The organism is Microbacterium sp. CJ77 (assembly GCF_002911615.1).
Lineage (GTDB): Bacteria > Actinomycetota > Actinomycetes > Actinomycetales > Microbacteriaceae > Microbacterium.
The window spans coordinates 24,480-44,766 of the sequence record NZ_PQBR01000023.1 but is presented as its reverse complement, the minus strand read 5'-3'; the positions used below and the strand labels follow the sequence as shown (position 1 = coordinate 44,766).

The window sequence follows — 20,287 nt, the reverse complement described above, 5'->3', positions numbered from 1 at the left end:
CAGTCGCTGGAGAGGCGCTCGCGCGGAGCGTGCCTGCGTGACACATCAATGGACGCCGGTGTCCTCGTTGCGGACGCGTCGGCGCCCCGTCGCGAGAACACGCGGCAACACCACCAGGCTTCGCGCCCCGGTGCGGGTGAGGATGCGCGCGAGGCGTCTGCGAGTGCCGGAGGCCGCCCATGCGGCACGCAGCCTGGCGGTCGGATCCAGGGTCGCCGCGAATGTGACGAGCTCATCGATGTACTCGCCGGATTCCGGGGACGAGTCCCGTTCGATCCGCGCGAGAAGAAGCGCGTACTTTGCCGCGCCGCGCCGCGCGACTGCAAGATACCGTTTGCCGTGAGCGAAGCACTTCGAGGCAGACTCGAAGGCGTCCATCCGGTGACGCAGCTCACGCAGCTGTCGTCGCTCGCCGGTCATACCGCCCTGAGTCATGGACATGTTCGAACCGTGCACACGGTAGTACGCCTGCACGGTGCCGGCGATGAAGCCGACCTTCGCGCGCGCAGCGAATCTGAGCCACATCTCCACGTCGGATGTGTACGGCAGCGCCGGATCGTAGTCGCCGACCTCACGCATCGTGGAGGTCCTGACGACCGCCTCCGGTGAATAGATCTGGTTTTCGGCGTTGCGATACAGGCGACTCGCCCATTCGACGCCGTCCCAGATCACCCAGTGGCTTGCGGGGTCCGGCACTTCCTGGGGCAGCTCCGCCTCGGTGGTGTAGTTCACCGGACCGTAGGTGAGCCCGACGTCGGGATTCGCTTCCATCAGCGCCGCTGCACGCGCGAGTGCGCCCGGCGCGAGGGCGTCGTCGGCGGATATCAGCAGCGCGTACGTGCCGGTGACCGTCGCGAGACCCTTGTTTGCCGTGCCGATGAGACCGAGGTTTTCCTCATTGCGGACGACCCGCACGCGAGAAAACCGCGACGCCAATTCTTCGGCGACGTGAAAGCTGTCGTCTGTCGAGGCGTCGTCCACGATCAGGACGTCGACGTCGACGCCTTCTTGGGTAGCCACGCTCTCCACGGCGTTCGGGAGGAAGTGCCCGTAGTTGTAGCACGGGATGACGACGCTGACAGTGGGCCGCGTCGTCAACGCGATGGGCTCGGCCTTCCTCATCGGTGCGGATTCCCTCCGGTGACGACGCGTAGAGGTTAAGTCCTCGACGCCGAGCCGATCGTACCCCACAGTCAGAGTCCGCCCGGCGGGGTCCACCTGTGGACGCGATCCGTCGGATGAGATGATCGCGACGCGCTGTAGAGTCGGACCGGTGGACATCCGATTCGGGCTCGGGATTCGCGAACGGCTTGCGACGGTAGGCGAGGGCGTCAAGAACACGGTAGGCGCTGCGCGTCTGTACGTCGATCGGCATGCGTTGGCTCGCTTCGGCCGAGACTCAGGACGTTCGGAAGGTCGGATCCTCTGCTATCACTCGCTGGACCAGCCCCGGTGGGGCGTCAATGACGTCAGTCAGGTTCGGTTCCGCCAGCAGATTGAGCTGGCGCTCGAGGCCGGCTATCGTTTCGTTCCCGCATCGGAGCTCGCTCGGACGGGTGGCGGACCGCGGGACCTGAGCATCACCTTCGACGACGGCCCGCGAAGCGTTCTTTCGGCGGCGGCGCCCATTCTGGGGTCCTATGACATCCCTTTCTCGGTGTTCGTCGTGTCGAGGTGGTCGGAGGAAGGGCTGGGAGGGAACGCGCTCAGTTGGTCTGATGTCAGCCGCGTCGCCGAGCTGGGAGCAGAGATCGGCAATCACTCTGCCACCCATCCCGACTTCTCCCGGGTCACGAAGGACCAGGCGTTGCAAGAGATCCGCGACGCGGAGGAGCTGATCGAGAAGCGCACAGGTATTCGGACGACCACGTTCGCCATCCCGTGGGGGCAGTCGGGCAACTGGCCCGTCCACGCCGATGAGGCGGCGCGGGAACTCGGGTACGACGTGCTCTACGCGCAGGCGGAGCAGACGCGCGCGCCAGGTACGGTCGCTCGCACGTTCGTGACCAAGTTCGATTCGCCGCGCGTCTTCGACGCGCTTCTGCGTGGCAGATATGACCGGTGGGAGGAGTGGATCTGGCCCGCTCGCAAGCGTTGAGCGGACGTCTCATCCCGCTCCGTCTCAGCGTCGACGCTGCGTCTGCGTCATCCGAACGGGCGTTCCGTGTCGAGATACTCGTGAGCGAGCGAAGCGGGAAGCTGCCGGTGGGACGTGTCGATCCTGCCGAGATGTCGTCCCAGTGAGAGCCCGAGGGATCTGGCTGCGCGGATGCGTGATGATCGCACCACACGACGCACGAAGTGTCGTAGCTCGTCCGGGTCGCGGAGATAATGCGCCAGACGTCCGAGCCGTGAGGCGGGCGCTGGCACCCCGACGGCATCCACCGAGTTCACGACGACGCCGACCTCCCAGTCGCGCTCCTGTGTGGGCGGTCCTCCGCGCGCAGCATCGAACTCGCCGATGACGAGCGCGTAGCGGTGTTGCAGTTGGCGCCTCCCCTGCTGGTATCCCATGAACTGGCGCACCGTCGCAGCGAACCCCGCTCGACGACTGTGGTCGATGATCGCGCTGCGGCACTCGGTGAGGGGGTAACCCCCTAACTGGAGCCGCCACGAGAGGTCGACGTCCTCTGCAGTGCGTAGTGTCTCGTCGAATCGACCGACGTGGTGAAAGGCCTCGGCATGGACGGCGAAATGTGCGCTGCTCCCGAACGGCAATTCGGGCAGGAACGGCATACGCAAGGTCGTGACCAGGTCGAACAGGGGGCGCTCGGTCGTGGAATACGTCGACTCGATGCGTGCGCACGTCACCACGAACGGATTCTTTGAGAGAACCGGCAGGAGATGTGCGAGCCAGTCGTCGGTGACCGCGTCGTCGGCGTCGCAGAAGGCGAGCAGCGGCGCGCGCGCCGCGATCGCTCCCGCGTTCCGCGCGGCGGATGGCCCGCGGCGGGAAGAAGCATCGATGATTCGGAGCGGCAGTCGGCCGATCCACGCGCGCGCGACCGCAGCTGTGCGGTCTGTGGAACCGTTCTCGCTGATGATCACTTCCCACTCGACATCCATGCGCTGTCGCGACAGGGCCTCCAACTGCCGACCGAGGGTCGCCTCCGCATTGTAAGCAGGGATGATCACGCTCACGACCGGCGCAGATGCTGCGATTGGAGCGCTGTCGGGGGCCACCCGGCGATCGTAGCGTGGACGCGAGCGCGGGCGCCTTCCGATCATGGACTGCGGTCAGGTGCGCACATGCACTGGCGCCTGTCGCGTGACTTCGATCGTGCTCACGCGGTCGGGAGACGACGGGGGACCGGCAGCTGCGCAACGCCGTCGACATTCTCCCTGCGGTATCCCCATCGGAATGCGAGGGCGGCGAGGTAGGGGGTGATCGAGACCGGGTTGCGTATCACTTCGAGCGCCTTGCGGGGGAGCCGGCCCAGCCTGTCCAGGGCTCCTGCGAGCCGGTGCGCACCCTTCGCTGGCACGGCGACGGGTGCGGCCACCTGTGGGGCGACCTGGCGCGCGTAGGCGGCGCGAACGAGCGCGTACCGATACGTGAGCACTCGTGTCCCCGCCCCTTTGGCGCGTGCCTGCCGGATCGCCGCCAGGATTCCGGCGCGCTTGCGATAGTGCACGACAGCTGACGGTGCATCCACGAGCCGGTTACCGGCGAGTTGCACTCGCCAGGAGAAATCGAGATCTTCGCCCGCAAACAGTGACTCGTCGAACCCGTCCACCGCCGCGAAGACGTCGGCGCGCACCCCCATGTTGTTGGACCCGCACGCGGGCAACTGTGGCAGAGCCGGGTCGTGGAAGGTGGGTCGGTCCCAGCCGTAGTCCCACTCCCGTCCGGGATTCAAGAGCTTGTGTTCGACTATGCCCGCGACGAACGGTGCGTCCGCGAGCGCGTCGTGAAGCGCACGAGTCCAGCCCGCCCCGACGACGTCGTCGGCATCGCAGAACAGGAGCAGTGGCGCGATAGCGGCCCCGGCTCCGATGTTGCGTGCCGCCGAGGCGCCGCGGCGGCACGAGGCATCGACGAGCCTCAGGTTCGGCATCCGATCCACGAAGGCGCGGACGATCGACGCAGTGTCGTCGTTCGAGCCGTTGTCGCACACCAGCACTTCGAACGGGAAGTCGACATCCTGGTCGGCGAGCGCCTCCAGTTGCTCGCCGAGGAAGGCCGCCGCGTTGTACGCGGGGATGACGATGCTCACGACGGGTCGTGCACGCAACGCCATCGTCCTCTCCTCTCGTGCGCGCCGACCGCCGGTGCCGCACCGTTGATTCCATCATGGGGGATCGGAGGGCGGTAGTCGGTGCTCCCATATGCTGGACCGTAGCGGCGCCGATAGGCAGGCGGGGTGCCGGAGCGCAGCGGGGGGTGCGATGGTCGGCGATGAGGGGGCGGCATCCGCGGCGTTCGACGACGTCGAGATCGTGGTCGTCGCCTACGGCGCTCCCGAACTACTGCGCGGCGCCCTCGCGCCGGTGCGCGGCTTCGCGGTCACGATCGTGGACAACTCTTCGATGCCCGAGATCGAGAGTATCGCGCGCGAGGAGGGCGCTGCGTATTGGGACCCGGGCGCGAACCTCGGATTCGGCGCGGGCGTGAACTACGCGCTCGCGCGTCGTCGCCTGCCCGGAGCCGACGTGCTCCTGCTCAACCCCGATGCGGTCGTGGCGGCCGAGGTCATCGGCAGATTGCGCGAGTCGTTGCATGCCGAGCCGCGGATCGCGGCGGTGGGGCCCGCGCAGGTGTACGCCGATGGCAGCCATCAGCAGGTCACGTGGCCGTATCCTCGGCCGCTCCAGTACCTCGCGAGCGCGGTGATGCTCGGCGGGCTCGTGTCCGTTGAGCCGCGCTACGTCATCGGCTCGGTCCTGCTTGTCAATTCCGCGGCGCTTGAGGAGGTCGGCGGGTTCGACGAGGACTTCTTCCTGTACGCCGAAGAAGCCGATTGGGAGTACCGCGCGCACAAGGCGGGCTGGCGCAACGTCGCTGTCGACGATGTCACCGCGCTTCACGTCGGTGCCGGCACGAGTCTCGACCTCGACCGCCGCGAGGTGTTCCTGCACGCCGGTCTGGAGCGTTTCCTGCGCAAACACTACGGGTGGTGGGGGTGGCAGGTCGCGCGATGGTCGATCGTCGTCGGCGGCATCCCGAGGGTGCTGGTATTTCGCGGTCAGCGCGGGCGCGCGGCGCGCGCCCGCGCTGACTTGTTCCGGCGGGGACCCGTAGCGGTGGAAGCGTCGATCCGTCAGCGACCGGGGGTGCGCGTCGATGACTGAGCGTGTAGGCGTCGTCGGGGGCGGCATTGTGGGAGTCGCTCTCGCCCGACTGCTGACCGGCCGGGGCGATGACGTGACCATCTTCGAGAAGGAGTCGCACCTCGCTCAGCACCAGACCGGCCACAACTCGGGCGTGGTGCACGCGGGACTGTACTACAAGCCTGGTTCGCTGAAGGCGACTCTATGCGCGTCAGGTCGGGTCAAGATTCGCGAGTTCTGCGAAGAGAAGCGTCTCCCGTACCGGGAGGTGGGAAAGCTCGTCGTGGCGGTCGACGCGTCGGAGCTCGCAGCGCTCGCCGAAATCGAGCGTCGCTCTATCGAGAACCGTGTCCCCGATCTCGCACGGATCGACGACATCGTCCGCCTGCGCGAGATCGAGCCACACACCGCCGGCGTCGCGGCGGTCCACTCGCCGCACACGGCGGTCGTCGACTACTCGACGATTACCGAGGCCATGGCGCAGGATGTGCGCGCGGCGGGCGGGCGCATACTGCTCAGTCACGAGGTGACGGGTATGGCTGAGGAGAACGGTCGAGTGCGCGTGACGACGCCCGTCTTCGATGATGTCTTCGACCGTGTGATCGTGTGCGCGGGGCTTCACTCGGACGCGGTCGCACGATTCGTCGGTGCGGATCCCGCGCCCAAGATCCTTCCGTTCCGTGGCGAATACTGGGAGATGACGCCCGAGAGTGCGTCGCTCGTGCGCGGCATGATCTACCCCGTTCCCGACCCGCGGTTCCCCTTCCTGGGCGTGCATTTCACGCGCGGCGTCTACGACGCCGTGCATGTCGGCCCGAATGCGGTGCCCGCTCTCGCGCGCGAGGGTTACCGCTGGCTGCGGATATCGGCGAGGGACACGTGGGAGTCGCTCTCCTGGCCGGGAGCATGGCCGCTCGCGAAGCATCATTGGCAGATGGGGGTCGACGAGATCTCGGGCTCGCTGATCAAGCCGCTGTACTACCGAAAAGCGCGCCGATTCCTGCCGGAGTTGAAGATCTCGGATCTGTCACACAGGGCTGCTGCGGGTGTCCGGGCTCAAGCATGGGGACGCGCGGGAGAACTGATCGACGATTTCGCCGTCGACCAGGTCGGAGCCGTCACGCTGCTGCGTAATGCTCCTTCGCCTGCTGCGACCTCCTCGATCGCGATCGCGGAATATGTCGCGGAGCACTACCTCGCCCCGACGCCGCGCTCGCGACACCACCGTCGCTAGGCTCGACGGGTGAGAGTGCTGCGGGTCGCCCACCATGCCGTCGTGTCGGCGTGGCGCGAGCGCGAACGACGGCTGCGCGGTCTCGGCGTCGATCTGAAGCTGATCTCGGCCAAGCGCTGGAACGAAGGCGGCCGCGATACCGACCTCGAGGCGGACGGTGACCGGTTCGTCGCGGCGGCTTCGACGCTCGGCACACACCCGAACGCCTTTCTGTACGATCCGCGCCCATTCTGGCGCTCGCTGAAGGCCCGTCCCGACATCATCGATCTGCACGAGGAGCCGATGGCCCTCGCGACGGCCGAACTGCTGCTGCTGCGCAAGCTGAGGGGCACCAGGGCGCCCTACGTGCTCTACTCCGCGCAGAACATCGACAAGCGCTACCCGATCCCGTTCCGCTGGTTCGAGCGTGCGGCGCTCCGGGGCGCCGCTGGCGCCTATGTGTGCAACCGGGAGGCGGGGGAGATCCTCGTGCGAAAGGGCCTGCGCGGACCCGCGCGGCTCATCCCCCTCGGAGTGGACACGGCGCGATTCTCGGTCGCGGAGCGGGACGAGCCCGGGGACGCACCGATCATCGGATATCTCGGGCGTCTCGAGCCGTACAAGGGCGTCTCGACGCTCTTGCGCGCCGCCGCTGATCGTCCGCGGTGGCGCATCGAGATCACCGGCGACGGGCCGCAGCGAGCAGAGCTGGTCGCGCTCGCCGCGGAGCTCGGCATCGCCGACCGGGTCGCGTTCCTCGGCTTCGCGCAGGGCGACGAGCTCGCCGACCGGTATCGTCGCGTCGACGTCGTGGCGGTGCCGTCCGTCCCGTGGCCGGGGTGGCTCGAGCAGTTCTGTCGTGTGGCCGTCGAGTCCATGGCCTCGGGCGTTCCCGTCGTCGCGAGTCGCTCCGGCGCCATTCCCGACGTCGTCGCCGAATCCGGCATCCTTGTCGAGCCCGGGGATCCCGAGGCGCTTCGCGACGGCATAGATGCGGCGCTCGTGCCGTCGCGCTGGAGAGACCTCCGAGTACGCGGAGTCGCTCGGGCGGCGGACTTCACGTGGGAGCGCGTTGCGGAGCAGCAGCTCGCCCTCTACCGAGAGGTGTCTCCCGAAAGAGATTCCGGGGCGGCCCGCCCGCCTCAGGTCGTCGCGGTCGCCTATGGCGACGCCGACATGCTCGACGGCGCGCTCGAAACTCTGGGCGACGGGTTCGGCCTGACGATCGTCGACAACTCTTCTTCGGGCGAGACACGCGCGATGGCCGAGCGGCGCCGCGCGCACTACATCGATCCCGGAAGCAATCTCGGCTTCGGCGCAGGCGTGAACGTGGCTCTGAAATCGCTCGCCGAGCGCGGTCTTGCGGCGGACGACGTGCTTCTGCTGAACCCTGACGCTCGGATCGGCGTCGACGCGGTGACCGAGATGCACCGCCTGCTGCACTCGGGCGCGCGCATCGCGGCCGTCGGGGCGACGCAGACCGAGCCCGAAAGCGGGGAGCGGGTGCGCGCTGCCTGGCCGTTCCCGAGTCCGTTTCGCGCGTGGATCGACGCGCTCGGACTCGGCCGCTTCGACCGCGCGCAGCACTTCGCGATCGGATCCGTACTGCTGCTGCGCGCCGAGGCGATCTCGGCGATCGGCCTGCTCGATGAGCGGTTCTTCCTCTACGCCGAAGAGGTCGACTGGCAGAAGCGCGCGACGGATGCGGGCTGGCGCATCGCTATCGCGCAGGTCGACGCGACGCACATCGGCGCAGGAACGGGCGGCGACGGCACGCGGCGGGAGGCCCTGTTCTTCGCGAGCAACGAGGAGTACCAGCGCAAGCACTTCGGCGCAGCGGGGTGGCAGTCGTTCCGCATCGCCGTCATGCTCGGCGCGGCGGTACGCGGCGCTCTTCTGCGGGGGGCACGTGGTGTCGATGCCCGTAGGCGCCTGGCGATCTTTCGCGAAGGGCCGATCGCGCATCTTCGCCGTATCAGCTGAGCGTGTGCCCCGCGAGCTTCTCCTGGTGGACGCGCTCGTAGACGGCGAGCGTCTGCTCGGCGACGGATTCCCAGGACGTGTAGCCGGCGGCATCCCTGCGTGCTCGCTCGCCCATCCGGCGCCGTAGGTCGCGGTCGTCGACGAGCGGACGCAGCGCCCGGGCGATGGAGGCCCCGTCGCGCTCGATGACCGCACCGTTCTCACCCTCGACGATGAACTCCTCGGCCACGCCGAGGTTGGTCGCGACGAGGGGGAGCCCGGATGCCGCTGCCTCGAGTTCGACGAGCCCGAACGGCTCGTACATCGTCGGGAAGACGAAGATGTCGGATGCCTGGAAGTAGTCCTCGACGATGGGGGAGTGGCCGACGAACGTGACTCTGTCGGCCACGCCGAGTTCGGCGGCGCGCGATCGGAAGGGCCCAGGGTCGTCGCCACCGACGACGAGCAGCTTCACCGTGGCCGGCAACGCGGGGAGGGCGTCGATGATCGCGCGCAGGCCCTTGCGGCGAAACTCCTTGCCGACGAACAGCAGCACGACGTCGTCGTCGATGTAGCCGTGCTGAGTGCGGATGCGGGCGCGGCGGGCCGCGGCATCCGTCGGCTGGAAGCGCGTCACGTCGACGGCGTTGGGGATCACGGTGATGAGGTCGGGGTCGACGCCGTAGTACCGCGTGAGCTCGCGTCCGACGGTCGGGGAGACGGCGATGGCCCGGCGCACGCCGCCCGGCCGGTAGTTGCGCTGTTCAACCCGCAGCACCGCGTGGTGGAAGGGATTCGCGAGTGCCCGCAGCGCTTCGCCGTTGCGGAACTTCATCTCCCACCAGGCGCGGTGGCAGCTGTGGGCGGTGATGACGTCCTGCACGCGCGTTGCGCAGCCGCCCTGGTTGTGGATGATGTCGAAGCCCTGGCCGGCGAGCGCTCGCGTGGCCGCGGCCGAGTATGTAACGGGCACGATGAAGCCCGGTCTGCTGCGCGCCTCGACCCGCAGCCACTTCAACGGCGGCTCGGGGTGCGGATCGACATCGGTCGCCACGAGCGTCAGATCGATACGGTCCTGGACCCGCAGCGCGAGTTCGTACGACGCGCGCTCGATGCCACCCTCGTTGTTGAACCGGAAGGACGACATCGCTACACGCACACGGCAATGCTAGCCAGGCACGAGGCTGCCTCGGTTGCTCATAGACTGCAACGGGATTACGCGAGGGGGTGACTGACGTGCGGGTAGTGCACCTCGTCTGCTCGACGGGCTTCGCCGGCGTCGAGAACTACATCGTCAACGTCGCCTCGGGGCTGGCCCGCGACGGAGTCGACGTCACCGTCATCGGCGGGTCGTCCGCGCAGATGCAGAGGGCGCTCGCAGCGACGGATGTCGACTGGCTTCCCGGAGACGACATGCGTGGCGCGCTGGCATCGCTGCGCAGGACTGCGGCCCCCGACATCCTTCACACGCACATGAGTCAGGCCGACCTCGTCGGATGGCTGCACCGCCGCTGGCGTGGCCGCAAGAGCCGACAGGTGAGCACGCGCCACTTCGCCGGTATGCGCGGTACCAGCACCCTCGCACGAGCAGCCTTCCGCCCGGTCGGCCGCTCACTCGCTGCCCAGATCGCCATCTCGGAGTTCGTCGCTCACAACGTCGAGCCGCCTACGGAGGTCGTCTACTCCGGAGTCGAGTCCGCGGATGCCGCGATGTCCCGTGAGCCGTTCGTTTTCGCGGCTCAGCGCCTCGAACCCGAGAAGCGCACCGCGGATGTGATCGAGGCGTGGGCGCGCTCGCGAGGCGCCGACGAGGGATGGACGCTGCGGATCGCGGGCGACGGCTCGGAACGCGGTCAGCTCGAACAGCTCGCGCGCACGCGGGGGGTCACGGGAAGCGTGGAATTCCTCGGGCATCGCTCCGATGTTCCGGAACTGCTCGCGCGGGCCGGACTGGTCGTCGCTCCGACTCCGCGCGAAGGGCTCGGAATCCTCGTGCTCGAAGCCATGGCCCAGGGAACCCCCGTCGTCGCATCCGCGGGCGGGGGACACCTGGAGACCGTCGGCGTCGCCACGCCCGATCTGCTCTTCGCCCCCGGTGACGCGACCGACGCGGCCCGCGTGATCGATGCACTGCTCGTCGATCCCGGGCTTCGTTCGGAGGCGGGAAGCGCGCTCCGCCGCCTTCAGCGGGACCGCTTCACGATCGGTGGCCAGGTCGCAGGAACCCGCGCGGTCTACGAGCGGGTGCTCGCGTGAATCGCGACCTCGTCGTGCTCTCGCTCGAGCCATGGGATGACGTGTGGCGCCGCAACCAGTACCTCGTGGACGGACTCCTGCGCGCCGATCCGACCCTGCGCGTGCTCTTCGTCGAGCCTTCGAACGATCTGCTGCACTCCGTCGTCGCGGGCCGGGGTATCAATCGCGGCCGAGGCCTTCGGATCGCGGACGGGTACGCCGGTCGCCTGAGCCTGTTCCAGCCCGACAAGGTGCTGCCGCGATTCGCGGGGCCCGCCGCCGACGCGCTTCTTCGACGGGACGTGCGCCGGGCGGTCACGAGAGCGGGACTCGTGGAGCCTGTGCTCTGGGTCAACGACCCCAGCTGGGCCGGTCTGGTGGCGAGGACGGGCTGGCCGAGTCTGTACGACATGACCGACGACTGGCTCGCCGCCGACCGCGGCGAACGTGAGCTCCGTCGGATCGCCGCGAACGAAGCGGTGCTGATGCAGCGTTGCCGCGCCGTCGTGGTCTGCTCCACAGGGCTCTTCGACACGCGCAGCGAGGAGCGGTCCGTGGTTCTCATCCCCAACGCCGTCGACGTCGCTCGCTATCGCGTGCCCCATGATCGGCCCGCTGACCTGCCGGAGCGGTCCGCTCTCTATGTCGGCACGCTCCACGAGGACCGGCTCGACGTCGATCTCGTCCTGCGGACGGCGGATGCCGCGGCATCCGCTTCGGGATCGGTCGTGCTCGTCGGTCCTTCGGCCCTGGCCGCCGCCAACGTCGATCGACTCGCGGCTCACCCCGCGGTGGCGCTGCTCGGCCCGAAGTCCTTCACCGATGTTCCGGCGTATCTCCAGCACGCCGCCGTCCTGATCGTGCCGCACATCGTGGACGCGTTCACGGACAGCCTCGATCCGATCAAGCTCTACGAATACCTCGCGGTCGGCCGACCCGTCGTCAGCACCCCCGTGGCGGGGTTTCGTACGCTGGCGAGCGACTCCCTGACCGTCGCCGATGCCGCCGCATTCCCGGATGCGGTGTCCGCGCTCCTGGCGGATCCCGCACCGTCCGTGGTCGTGGAGGACGTCCCCGACTGGAAGGACCGGGTCGCGGCCTACGTCGAGGTGCTCGCGCCGCTCAGGGCGGAGTGAGGCGGTTGCCAGGGCGGACGGCTCCGGCTGGCGGGCTCAGTAGGCGCCGTCGGCCTTGAGGACCGAGCCGACCGTACGCCAGACGAGCCGGAAGTCCCCGACCACGGACCAGTTCTCGACATAGCGCAGGTCGAGGCGGACGCTCTCCTCCCAGGAGAGGTGGCTGCGGCCGCTCACCTGCCACGGGCCGGTGATGCCCGGCTTGATGTAGAGACGTCGATACGTCGAGGTGCCGTATTCCTTGGTCTCGGCCAGGAGGGGCGGGCGCGGACCCACGATGCTCATGTCGCCGGCGAAGACGTTCCAGAACTGCGGCAGCTCGTCGAGCGAGTACTTGCGCAGGAAAGCGCCCACCCGCGTGACACGAGGGTCGGACTTCAGCTTGAAGAGCGGACCGGATCCCTCGTTCTGCTGCTTCAGCTTCTCGAGCTGCTGCTCGGCATCGACGTGCATCGAGCGGAACTTGAGCATGAAGAACTCCACGCCGTCGCGTCCCACGCGTCGCTGGCGGAAGAACACCGGTCCGCGGCTGTCGAGCTTGATCGCGAGCGCGATGAAAGGAGTGGCGAGACCGATGAAGAGCAGCGCGATGGAAGAGAGCGCGACATCGAAGGCTCGCTTGGTCAGGTGACGCCCACCCTCGAAGGTCGGGATCTCGACCTGGATGAGAGGCAGGCCCTCCATCGGCCGGAGCGACATGCGGGGTCCGGCGACGTCGACGAGCGGGCTCGAGAGGACGAGCTCGGCCGCGGTACCCTCCAGCTGCCAGGACAGACGCTTGATGAATCCGCGGTCCTCGTCCGGAGTGCTCGCCAGGATGATCGCATCGGCGCCGAGCGCCGTGGCCTGCGAGGCGATGCTCCGGAGGTCGCCGTACGCGCGGTAGTGCTCGCCGCCGACGACGATCTCGCTGTCCTCGCCGGTGTCGAGCGTGATGCCCACGACGTGGTAGGCCATGCGGCCGTCCGCTTGGAGCGAGGAGAGGACGTACTCGACATCGTGGCGGTTGCCGACGACCATCGCACGCGAGACGTAAAGGCCCGCCACCCGCTGGCGCTGAAGCCATCGGCGCCACAACCAGCGGCTGAGCACGAGGCCGACGATACCGACGGGCATCGCGATGAGGAGCTGTGACCGGATCCCCTGCGACTGCATCAGCACGAAGCCGATCGCGAGGATGCCGAACGCGAGACCCGTCGCGTGCAGGACTCGCTTGTACTCCGTCATCCCCTGTCCCATGACGCGCGAACTCCGCGACTGGAAGAGTGCGAGCAGTAGCAGCCAGATGGCGGCGGTCACGAGGAACACGCGACCGTACTGCCACGGTGCATCGGTCAGGTCGACCTGCGCGATCGTGTCGATCTGGATCCACGCTGCGAGTCCGGCGGACGCCAGGACGATGACGAAGTCGGTCCAGACGAGCCGCATCCGGTAGTAGCGCTCCCAGCGCTGCCGCCGCTCGAGCGCGGCGGTCGTGACGGGAGACGCGATCGCCCGCGTGGCCGGTGCGACGATGGCCGGTGCGACGATGGTCGGCGCGGCGACGGGCGTCGCGACGAACGATGAGCGCAGCGCGGCAATCCGCGCGTTCTCGACGGTAGTCATGGCTTTCCGTCACCCACGGAAGCCGCAATTGCAGATGCCTGCACGTGTATCCCCAGTTTTTCCCCAGATCGCGGCGCCCAAGCCACGACAAATTCCCCAAGTGCATCACCAAGAGGTACCCCTCGGATCGAACCCCACGTTCAATCACCCAGAAAGACCCAACCCCAAGTTCGGTCTTTCCTGACAGCTGGTGCCAGGTGATGCAGTGTTGATGCTACCGGAGTCCTGCGACGATCCGGAAGCGGAGAATCCTCAGATTGTGCTCAGTTTCCGCGCAGCATCGGATCGAGGCCCGTCGCGAGCGTATGCCGAACAAAGGGAACGGTTCGGTATGCGCCATCATGGGGGAGACGATCTCCGATCGTCTTGTATTGGGTTCATGCACGAGGACGGCCCTACATGGAGGCCCCAATGACCGACTACATACTGACCGCCGGTGCCATCCTCACGATGGACCCGAAGAAGCCTCGAGCAGAAGCCGTCGCGGTGTCGGGCGAGCGGATCGTCGCGGTCGGGTCGCTCGACGAATGCCGGTCGGCACTTCCCGGTGCCGACGTGCGCGACTCCGGCGTCGCGGTCCTCATGCCCGGGTTCATCGACCCCCATTCACATCCGGTCCTCAGCGGCATGGCGACGATGCCGCCCGGCTACTACATCGCCCCGTGGGTCGCGCCGACCTGGGATGCGGTTCTCGCGATCTTCCAGAAGGCGATCGACGAGACGCCCGCGGGCACGGCGCTGTCCTTCTTCGGCTACGACGGACTCCTGCAGAACCACGAGGCCCCGACCGCCGCATCCCTCGACGCGATCTTCGGCGACCGGCTCGTGCTGGTCTTCGGCAACTCGGGGCACACGGCCTACGTGTCTTCTGCGGTGCTGCGCACGCTCGGCTGGATCGACAACCCGCCCGCAGACCCGCCCGGCGGCAGCTACGGGCGCCTCGCCGACGGGAGCCTGGATGGCTCGGCCACAGAGGTCCCCGCATGCCTGGCCCTGGCGCATCCCGTCCTTGCCGCCCTGCCCGGAAAGCCGTTGCAGGGCGCCGTCGAGTACTACGCCTACATGTCGCGCGCGGGCATCACGTCCACGTCCGAGCACACGTATCAGACGAGTCTCAAGCCGGCGTACGAGGCCCTCGCGGCGCTCCCGAGTTCGCCGTTGCGCGTCGCTTTGTACCACATGTCCACCGAGGTCGACTGTGGTGAGCCGTTCGTTTCGACCGCGCCCCAGACCATGTTGCACAAGCGTGGAATCAAGCTGTGGGCCGATGGCTCGCCCTGGGTCGGCAACGTCGCGATGTCCGAGCCGTACCTCGACACCCCCGCCACGCGCGCGGCGGGGATCGCGCCGGGCGTGGCGGGCGAGAAGATGATGAACTACCCGCGCGAGCGCCTCGACGCGCTGCTCGACGAGCACGCGCCCGAGGGTTGGCAGATGGCCTTCCACGTGAACGGCGACATCGGGCTCGACATCGTGCTCGATGCCTTCGGACGCGCGCTGGAGAAGCACGATCTGCTCGGCACCGATCACCGCTGGCGCGTGGAACACGTCGGGGGAGCGCGCGGCGAGCAGTTCCGGCGGGCGGCGAGCCTCGGTGTGGTCGCGTCGATGGGCCCCTTTCAGTACTACTACTGGGGCGATCTGCTCGACGGGCAGCTGTTCTCCACCGAGACGGGCGTGGGATGGCAGCGGTTCCGCGACGCTTTCGACGCGGGGGTGCATCCGTCCTTCCACAATGACGGCAGCGTCTCGCCGCCGACGCCCCTGCTCAACGTGCAGACGGCGGTGACACGCCGCACGAGTTCGGGCGCCGTGCACGGGCCCGACCAGGCCGCGACGCTGTGGGAGGCGCTCTGCGCGCAGACGATCAACGCCGCGTACGCGCTCGGCACGGACGGCGATGTCGGATCGATCGAGCCCGGCAAACTCGCCGACTTCGTCGAACTCTCCGCCGACCCCTACGCCGTCGCGCCGGAGCGGATCGGCGAGATCCGGGTGCACGGCACGTGGCTCGGCGGGCAGCGCATCGACGTGAAGGAGTTCGTCGAGGCATCCGGACAGGTCGATCATGCGTCGTTCGAGAAGCTGCGCGCGATGGGTCCGCCGGCCTGCTGCCACCACGCCGCGCACGCCTGATCGGGCACCACATAAAGAGGAGCGCCGGATGTCCCGGATGCTGGCCTACGTCGCCGATCGCCCGCTGACACCGCGCGAGGCTTGGGACGAGGGGGTGCTCGATGCGTTTGCGGACCTCGCGCGCCTGCACGCAGACGGGTGGGGCAGTGCATGGATCGATGCCGGTGGCGGGGTCGGGAGCGCGGGCGGCGTCGAGGCGTTCGAGCCGGGCAACCTCGATGGGGCCGCGGCCAGCGTCGCGCGGATCGTGTACCTGCGCTTCGCGAGCAAGGGATCGCCCGCCCTGCCTGAGAACACGCAGCCGTTCGTCCGCGATGGGCTCGCGTTCCAGCACAACGGACTACTCGCGCCGCGCGACCGGGGGCTGGGCCTGTTGGCACCCGCGGATGTCGCGCAACTCGTCGGCACCACCGACAGCGAGGTGTACTTCGCGGTCGTCCGCCGGCACCTGCGCGCGGCGGGTCCCGACGAATCCGCTCGGCTCACGGCGATCGCGGCGGCGGTCAACGAGGTGCGCGCGGTCTACCCCGATGCCTGTCTGAACGCGTTCCTGCTCGACGATTCCGGCCTGTTCGTCGTGCACTCGGCAGGCCGTGCGGCGACCCCGCTGCCCGCTTTCGCGGAGCGCGGGTTCACGCCCGACCTGCTGCCCCCGGGGCACGGCCCGGACTACAACACGTTGCGCGTCGTGCGCGCGGCATCCGGAGCGTTCGTCGTTGCGACGACGGGTGTCGATCAGGACGGTTGGGATGCGCTTCCCGTCGACTCGGTGTCGCGCATCGACGTCGCGGGCATCCGATCCGTTCCCATCGAACCCGCGGTCGCTGGCGCAGGCATACGCTCGGTCTTGATGACTCTTCCCAATTTTCGCGAGGCGGCCCCGAATGCCGTGGCGACGCTCGTCGTGCAGCTCGCCGTCACGAAGCTCGACGCGCTCGCCGTGATCTCGCTCGCGGTCGACAGCCCGGTGCTCGCCGCGGGTTCGGCGCGGCCCCGTATCGAGCTCGACGGGGGAGCGTGGGCCGAGGTCGACATCCCGAAGTTCGGCGAGCCGCCGCCCCTCGCGATCGATGTGCGTTCGCCCCTCGGGCTCGAGCACGCGCGACTGTCGGCGCTCGCGCTCGCCGCGGCGCTGGAGCGCGAGGCGGGCTGGAGCGTCTACCCGGACTTTCCCGTCGCCGCTCCCTGAGCCGAATCCACGCTCCCCGAGCCCGTCGAAGGGAGCACCCGAACCGCGGTGTCATAGCCTCGACGACGAGCGTTTCGTCGTGCCGCTCGGGGACGAGGCGCCCGCTCGTGGCCGCCACGCTGGGATCGCTCGAAGGCTGATGCTCCGGATGCTGAGCCCGCTACGGTGAGTTGTGCTCTACGCGATCATCCTCACCGTCGTGCTCGTCGGTCTCACGGGCTTCCAGCTCGCTCTCGCTGTCGGCGCACCCTGGGGGCACTTCGCGTGGGGCGGCCAGCACCGCGTTCTTCCCGTCGGCCTGAGGATCGGCAGCGTTGTGTCGATTCTCGTCTACGCGCTGATCGCGGTGATCGCGTGGGACAGGGTCGGGACGATCGACGTCTTTCCCGATTCGTTCTCCGAGGTCGCGATGTGGGTGATCTTCGGGTATTTCGTGCTCGGAATCGCGGCGAATGCGATCTCTCGAAGCAAGCCGGAGCGGTACACGATGGTGCCCGTCGTGATCGTCCTCGCGGTGCTGTCGCTGCTCATCGCGCTGGGCTGAGCGGTTCGGGGCGCCCGCGCGGCGTCGTGACCGTGCGGCGTCGTGACCACGCCTCAGCCGACGCGCCCGCGGATGGGGTCGAGCACCGCTTCGGCTGCCCAGGCGGCGGCGTCGGCGATGTCGCGGCGGTTCATCCCGAGTTCGCGGCGGAGGGTGACCCACGTCGCCGCGGAATCGATGTGCGAGAGGGCTGCGACGATCGCCCGGCGATCCGCGTCATCCAGCGTTGGCACCTCCGCGCGGAGCAGCTGCTCGAGTCGCTGGCGGCGCGGGGTCGGCGCCGCGCCGCTGACGCCCCGCATCGTCGTCTCGGCGACCACGTGCGTGAGCTCCGGACGCTTGTCGTATGCCTCCATGGCCTCACGGATCGACAGGGGGGTGTCGAAGACCGACTCCGACTCCTCCCGCGTGAAGATACTGCGCTCGATCCACGCGGCCGTCGCCAGGAGGAGGTCCACGCGCGTGGCGTAGTTGCGGAACACGGTGCGCTCGCCGACTCCCGCGCGGCGCGCGATGAGGCGGAACGAGACGTCGTCCGTGCCGAGCTCCTCGATGAGCTCCGCGTAGGCGGAGAGGATCGCCTCCTGTGTCCGATTGAGGTCCGCGCCGGGGGATGCCTCGTCGGAAGCGGTCGTCATGGCGCCCCCGCCCGTTCCGCCCGCGACATCAGCTGGCGGTCCGCGTGACGGACGGGAGCCGACCGAGCGTCTGCCCGACCGTGCGGTCGAAGACATCCGAGGTCTCGGAAGCACCCATGTCGAACCCGGTGCGCATGCGTGCCCAGAACTGCGCGGACGAGAAGTATCGCAGCGTGGCAGCGACGCGGCGGAGGTCGCGGGCGTCGACGCTCGGATAGGTGGTCTGCAACATCGCCTCGACGGTGCGGGTCAGGAATGTCGGTTCGGGATCGCCCGTGGGAGAGATCGAGGCGGCGCGAGCGCACACGAAGGCGAACGCGGGGGAGGCATCGAACTGGCCGAAACGGGCCCGCACCGCCGCCTGGAACTGCGGGATCGTGACGAAGGCCGGGAGAGGGAACTCGGTCTCTTCGATCCACTGAGCCAGGCTCTCGAGAAGGTGCGAGCGCGTCGGGAATTGGCGATAGATCGTGCGCTCCGAGACGCCGACGGCGTCGCCGAGGGCGCGGTAAGAGATGTCGTCGAAGGTGTTCTCGCGCAACGACGCGGCAGCGCTCGCGAGGATCGCGGTCGGTGTGTCCACCGTCTCCGCCATCATTGTCCTCTTCCCCTCCCGGAGTGTCGTCCCGTCGCCCCGATGCTTTCGGCGGAGACCTTCGGTCGCGCCGGTGCCGATGCCGGCTCCGGCGGTAGGACGTAACGGTCGGAGTCGTCGAGTGTCAGTGCCAGCGACGAGACGTACTGCGTCTCCCCGTGCGGTCCGCGTTCCGCCGAGGCCAGCATATCCGGGCGCTCGAACGTGTAGCCGGTGACATGGCAGCGCAGTCGCTCACCGGATGGGTTTCCGTCCGCGTCGAGGATGGGCGATGCGATGCCGTCGGTCTGACGACGCAGGTAGAAGCGACCCCGTGTCGCCAGTGCCATGACGGGCGTCGTGATCATGGCCACGCCTATCGCGATCAGGACGGAGTACGACCGCATGTCCGCACCGAACGCGCCGGCGAAGGCCGTCAACGACAGCACGGATGCCAGCCCCACCGAAACGAGGCCGACCGGGTTCCAGTCGAAGAGCATTCCGCGGCGGAATTCGGGGTACTTCGGCGAGATGCGCAGGAGGTGCTTGTTGATCACGATGTCCGCCGCGATCGTCACCAGCCACGCCATGACGACGTTGGCGTAGAGGCTGAGGACGAACGAGATCAGGCTGAAGACATCCATCCACATCAGCGCCAGCGCGATCGCCAGGTTGAAATACATGAAGACCGACCGGCCGGGATAGGTCTTCGTCAGACGGGTGTAGACGTTCGACCACGCCAGCGAGCCGGAATACGCGTTCGTCACGTTGATCTTCACCTGCGCGATGACGACGAGGATCAGAGCGAGCCCGATCGCGAGCCATTCGGGCATGATCGATGCGTAGAGTCCGACGAACTGCCGCACCGGTTCGGTGGCCCGCGTGCCGAGGTCGGGATCGATGCGGGTGAACAGGTAGACGGCGAGGAAGACCCCCACCACCTGTTTGATTCCGCTGAAGAGAACCCATCCGGGTCCCGCGAACAGCAGGGATGTCCACCAGGAACGTCGGTTCTGGCGCGTGCGTGGCGGCATGGCCCGGATCACGTCGATCTGCTCGGCCAGCTGGGGGGTGAGGGCGAAGCACACGGCCGCGCTGGCGACGATGGCGCCGAAGTGCAGGTCCCCGTCCGAATTGCCGGTGAACGACACGAATGCCTGCACGGCTCCGGGGTCCGAGACTATCACCCACAGGAGGGGAAGCAGAGCGAGGGCGAGCCAGAGAGGCGTCGTCCAGAACTGCAGGCGCTCGAGCGCGCGCATGCCGTAGATCACGATCGGGATGACGACGACGGTCGAGATGAGATAGCCGATGGGCAGGGGGATGCCGGTGGCGACCTGCAGGCCCTGCGCCATGATCGCGCCCTCGAGCGCGAAGAAGATGCACGTGAAGACGGCGAAGATGACGGTCGTGATCGATGAGCCGTAGTAGCCGAACCCCGACCCCCGCGCGATCAGGTCGAGGTCGAGGTTGTATCGCGCCGCGTAGTAGGCGATCGGTACGCCGACGATGAAGATGGTGACGGACGCGAGCAGGATGCCGAGCACGGCGTTGATCGTGCCGTGCTCGATCCCGATGCTGGCGCCGATGGAGAAGTCGGCGAGGAACGCGATGGAGCCGAGCGCGGTCACCCCCACGGCTCCGGCGCTCCACCGCCGGAACGTGCGGGGCACGTACCGGAAGGCGTAGTCCTCGAGGCTGTCCTCGGCCGCCGCCCGCGCGTTGTCTGCACTGGTCACCGTCGCAACTCCTTGCGCCTCACGCGTGGGGCTCATTGTGGCGGG

Annotated in this window: 17 protein-coding genes; 9 read left to right on the top strand and 8 right to left on the bottom strand. The window is 68.2% G+C overall.

From position 1 onward, the window contains the following. Positions 1–45: 45 nt before the first annotated feature. Positions 46–1,122: a glycosyltransferase gene (locus C2868_RS12090; RefSeq protein WP_157814018.1), complete on the bottom strand. Its 1,077-nt coding sequence runs from the start codon at positions 1,120–1,122 to the stop codon at positions 46–48. Positions 1,123–1,273: 151 nt separating this feature from the next. On the opposite strand from C2868_RS12090, the gene C2868_RS12085 reads away from it, so the two are divergent. Then, positions 1,274–2,098 (top strand): polysaccharide deacetylase family protein, encoded by an 825-nt coding sequence (locus C2868_RS12085; protein ID WP_198519616.1) that lies wholly within the window; start codon positions 1,274–1,276, stop codon positions 2,096–2,098. Between the two features lie 47 nt (positions 2,099–2,145). Here the strand turns inward: C2868_RS12085 and C2868_RS12080 are convergent, their stop codons facing one another. Both C2868_RS12080 and C2868_RS12075 read right to left on the bottom strand, forming a co-directional pair. Then, entirely contained in the window at positions 2,146–3,141 is a 996-nt protein-coding gene (locus C2868_RS12080; RefSeq protein WP_157814017.1) for a glycosyltransferase family A protein, read from the bottom strand. A 143-nt stretch (positions 3,142–3,284) separates the two neighbouring features. Further along, the gene (locus tag C2868_RS12075; protein ID WP_100812355.1) at positions 3,285–4,241 is read right to left on the bottom strand and encodes a glycosyltransferase family 2 protein; all 957 of its coding nucleotides are present in this window, start codon (positions 4,239–4,241) and stop codon (positions 3,285–3,287) included. Positions 4,242–4,389: 148 nt separating this feature from the next. Between C2868_RS12075 and C2868_RS12070 the strand changes: the two genes are divergently transcribed. From C2868_RS12070 to C2868_RS12060, 3 genes are read left to right on the top strand one after another with little or no spacing between them, the layout of a single operon-like run. Further along, on the top strand, positions 4,390–5,292 hold the full coding sequence (locus C2868_RS12070) for a glycosyltransferase family 2 protein (RefSeq protein WP_100812354.1): 903 nt from the start codon (positions 4,390–4,392) through the stop codon (positions 5,290–5,292). Then, the gene (gene lhgO, locus C2868_RS12065; protein WP_100812353.1) at positions 5,285–6,505 is read left to right on the top strand and encodes an L-2-hydroxyglutarate oxidase; all 1,221 of its coding nucleotides are present in this window, start codon (positions 5,285–5,287) and stop codon (positions 6,503–6,505) included. The genes C2868_RS12070 and lhgO overlap by 8 nt, the downstream gene beginning before the upstream one ends. A 9-nt stretch (positions 6,506–6,514) precedes the next feature. Beyond that, the gene (locus C2868_RS12060; RefSeq protein WP_100812352.1) at positions 6,515–8,467 is read left to right on the top strand and encodes a glycosyltransferase; all 1,953 of its coding nucleotides are present in this window, start codon (positions 6,515–6,517) and stop codon (positions 8,465–8,467) included. Here C2868_RS12060 and C2868_RS12055 read toward each other — a convergent pair. Then, positions 8,460–9,605: a glycosyltransferase family 4 protein gene (locus tag C2868_RS12055; RefSeq protein WP_103663410.1), complete on the bottom strand. Its 1,146-nt coding sequence runs from the start codon at positions 9,603–9,605 to the stop codon at positions 8,460–8,462. The genes C2868_RS12060 and C2868_RS12055 overlap by 8 nt on opposite strands. Before the next feature lie 68 nt (positions 9,606–9,673). On the opposite strand from C2868_RS12055, the gene C2868_RS12050 reads away from it, so the two are divergent. After that, positions 9,674–10,702 (top strand): glycosyltransferase family 4 protein, encoded by a 1,029-nt coding sequence (locus tag C2868_RS12050; RefSeq protein WP_100812350.1) that lies wholly within the window; start codon positions 9,674–9,676, stop codon positions 10,700–10,702. Next, positions 10,699–11,817, top strand: a complete 1,119-nt coding sequence (locus C2868_RS12045) for a glycosyltransferase (protein ID WP_100812349.1) — start codon at positions 10,699–10,701, stop codon at positions 11,815–11,817. Before C2868_RS12050 ends, C2868_RS12045 begins: the two co-directional genes overlap by 4 nt. A gap of 36 nt (positions 11,818–11,853) precedes the next feature. Here the strand turns inward: C2868_RS12045 and C2868_RS12040 are convergent, their stop codons facing one another. Further along, positions 11,854–13,422, bottom strand: coding sequence for a sugar transferase (locus C2868_RS12040; RefSeq protein WP_100812348.1), 1,569 nt, complete (start codon positions 13,420–13,422; stop codon positions 11,854–11,856). Positions 13,423–13,833: 411 nt separating this feature from the next. Between C2868_RS12040 and C2868_RS12035 the strand changes: the two genes are divergently transcribed. From C2868_RS12035 to C2868_RS12025, 3 genes are all read left to right on the top strand, one after another. Beyond that, positions 13,834–15,558 carry an amidohydrolase gene (locus C2868_RS12035; protein ID WP_100812347.1) on the top strand — a complete coding sequence of 575 codons (1,725 nt, stop codon included), beginning with the start codon at positions 13,834–13,836 and terminating at the stop codon, positions 15,556–15,558. Between the two features lie 28 nt (positions 15,559–15,586). Further along, positions 15,587–16,747 (top strand): class II glutamine amidotransferase, encoded by a 1,161-nt coding sequence (locus C2868_RS12030; protein ID WP_181003462.1) that lies wholly within the window; start codon positions 15,587–15,589, stop codon positions 16,745–16,747. Positions 16,748–16,919: 172 nt separating this feature from the next. Continuing rightward, positions 16,920–17,291, top strand: coding sequence for a hypothetical protein (locus C2868_RS12025; protein ID WP_100812345.1), 372 nt, complete (start codon positions 16,920–16,922; stop codon positions 17,289–17,291). A gap of 53 nt (positions 17,292–17,344) precedes the next feature. Here C2868_RS12025 and C2868_RS12020 read toward each other — a convergent pair whose 3' ends face one another. The 3 genes from C2868_RS12020 to C2868_RS12010 are packed head-to-tail and all read right to left on the bottom strand — an operon-like array spanning position 17,345 to position 20,278. Then, a complete protein-coding gene (locus C2868_RS12020) occupies positions 17,345–17,929 on the bottom strand; it encodes a TetR/AcrR family transcriptional regulator (RefSeq protein WP_100812344.1) in 585 nt (194 codons plus the stop codon). Positions 17,930–17,957: 28 nt separating this feature from the next. Next, a complete protein-coding gene (locus C2868_RS12015; protein ID WP_100812343.1) occupies positions 17,958–18,524 on the bottom strand; it encodes a TetR/AcrR family transcriptional regulator in 567 nt (188 codons plus the stop codon). Then, complete coding sequence (locus C2868_RS12010; RefSeq protein ID WP_374935781.1) at positions 18,524–20,278, bottom strand: purine-cytosine permease family protein; 1,755 nt, start codon at positions 20,276–20,278, stop codon at positions 18,524–18,526. The genes C2868_RS12015 and C2868_RS12010 overlap by 1 nt, the downstream gene beginning before the upstream one ends. Positions 20,279–20,287: the final 9 nt, after the last annotated feature.

Excerpts from the sequence above, each read along its gene's own strand:
- C2868_RS12090 (WP_157814018.1), bottom strand. The coding sequence starts at position 1,122 with ATGAGGAAGGCCGAGCCCATCGCGTTGACGACGCGGCCCACTGTCAGC.
- C2868_RS12075 (WP_100812355.1), bottom strand. The coding sequence starts at position 4,241 with ATGGCGTTGCGTGCACGACCCGTCGTGAGCATCGTCATCCCCGCGTAC.
- C2868_RS12070 (WP_100812354.1), top strand. The coding sequence starts at position 4,390 with ATGGTCGGCGATGAGGGGGCGGCATCCGCGGCGTTCGACGACGTCGAG.
- lhgO (WP_100812353.1), top strand. The coding sequence starts at position 5,285 with ATGACTGAGCGTGTAGGCGTCGTCGGGGGCGGCATTGTGGGAGTCGCT.
- C2868_RS12040 (WP_100812348.1), bottom strand. The coding sequence starts at position 13,422 with ATGACTACCGTCGAGAACGCGCGGATTGCCGCGCTGCGCTCATCGTTC.
- C2868_RS12035 (WP_100812347.1), top strand. The coding sequence starts at position 13,834 with ATGACCGACTACATACTGACCGCCGGTGCCATCCTCACGATGGACCCG.
- C2868_RS12030 (WP_181003462.1), top strand. The coding sequence starts at position 15,587 with ATGTCCCGGATGCTGGCCTACGTCGCCGATCGCCCGCTGACACCGCGC.
- C2868_RS12020 (WP_100812344.1), bottom strand. The coding sequence starts at position 17,929 with ATGACGACCGCTTCCGACGAGGCATCCCCCGGCGCGGACCTCAATCGG.
- C2868_RS12015 (WP_100812343.1), bottom strand. The coding sequence starts at position 18,524 with ATGGCGGAGACGGTGGACACACCGACCGCGATCCTCGCGAGCGCTGCC.
- C2868_RS12010 (WP_374935781.1), bottom strand. The coding sequence starts at position 20,278 with ATGAGCCCCACGCGTGAGGCGCAAGGAGTTGCGACGGTGACCAGTGCA.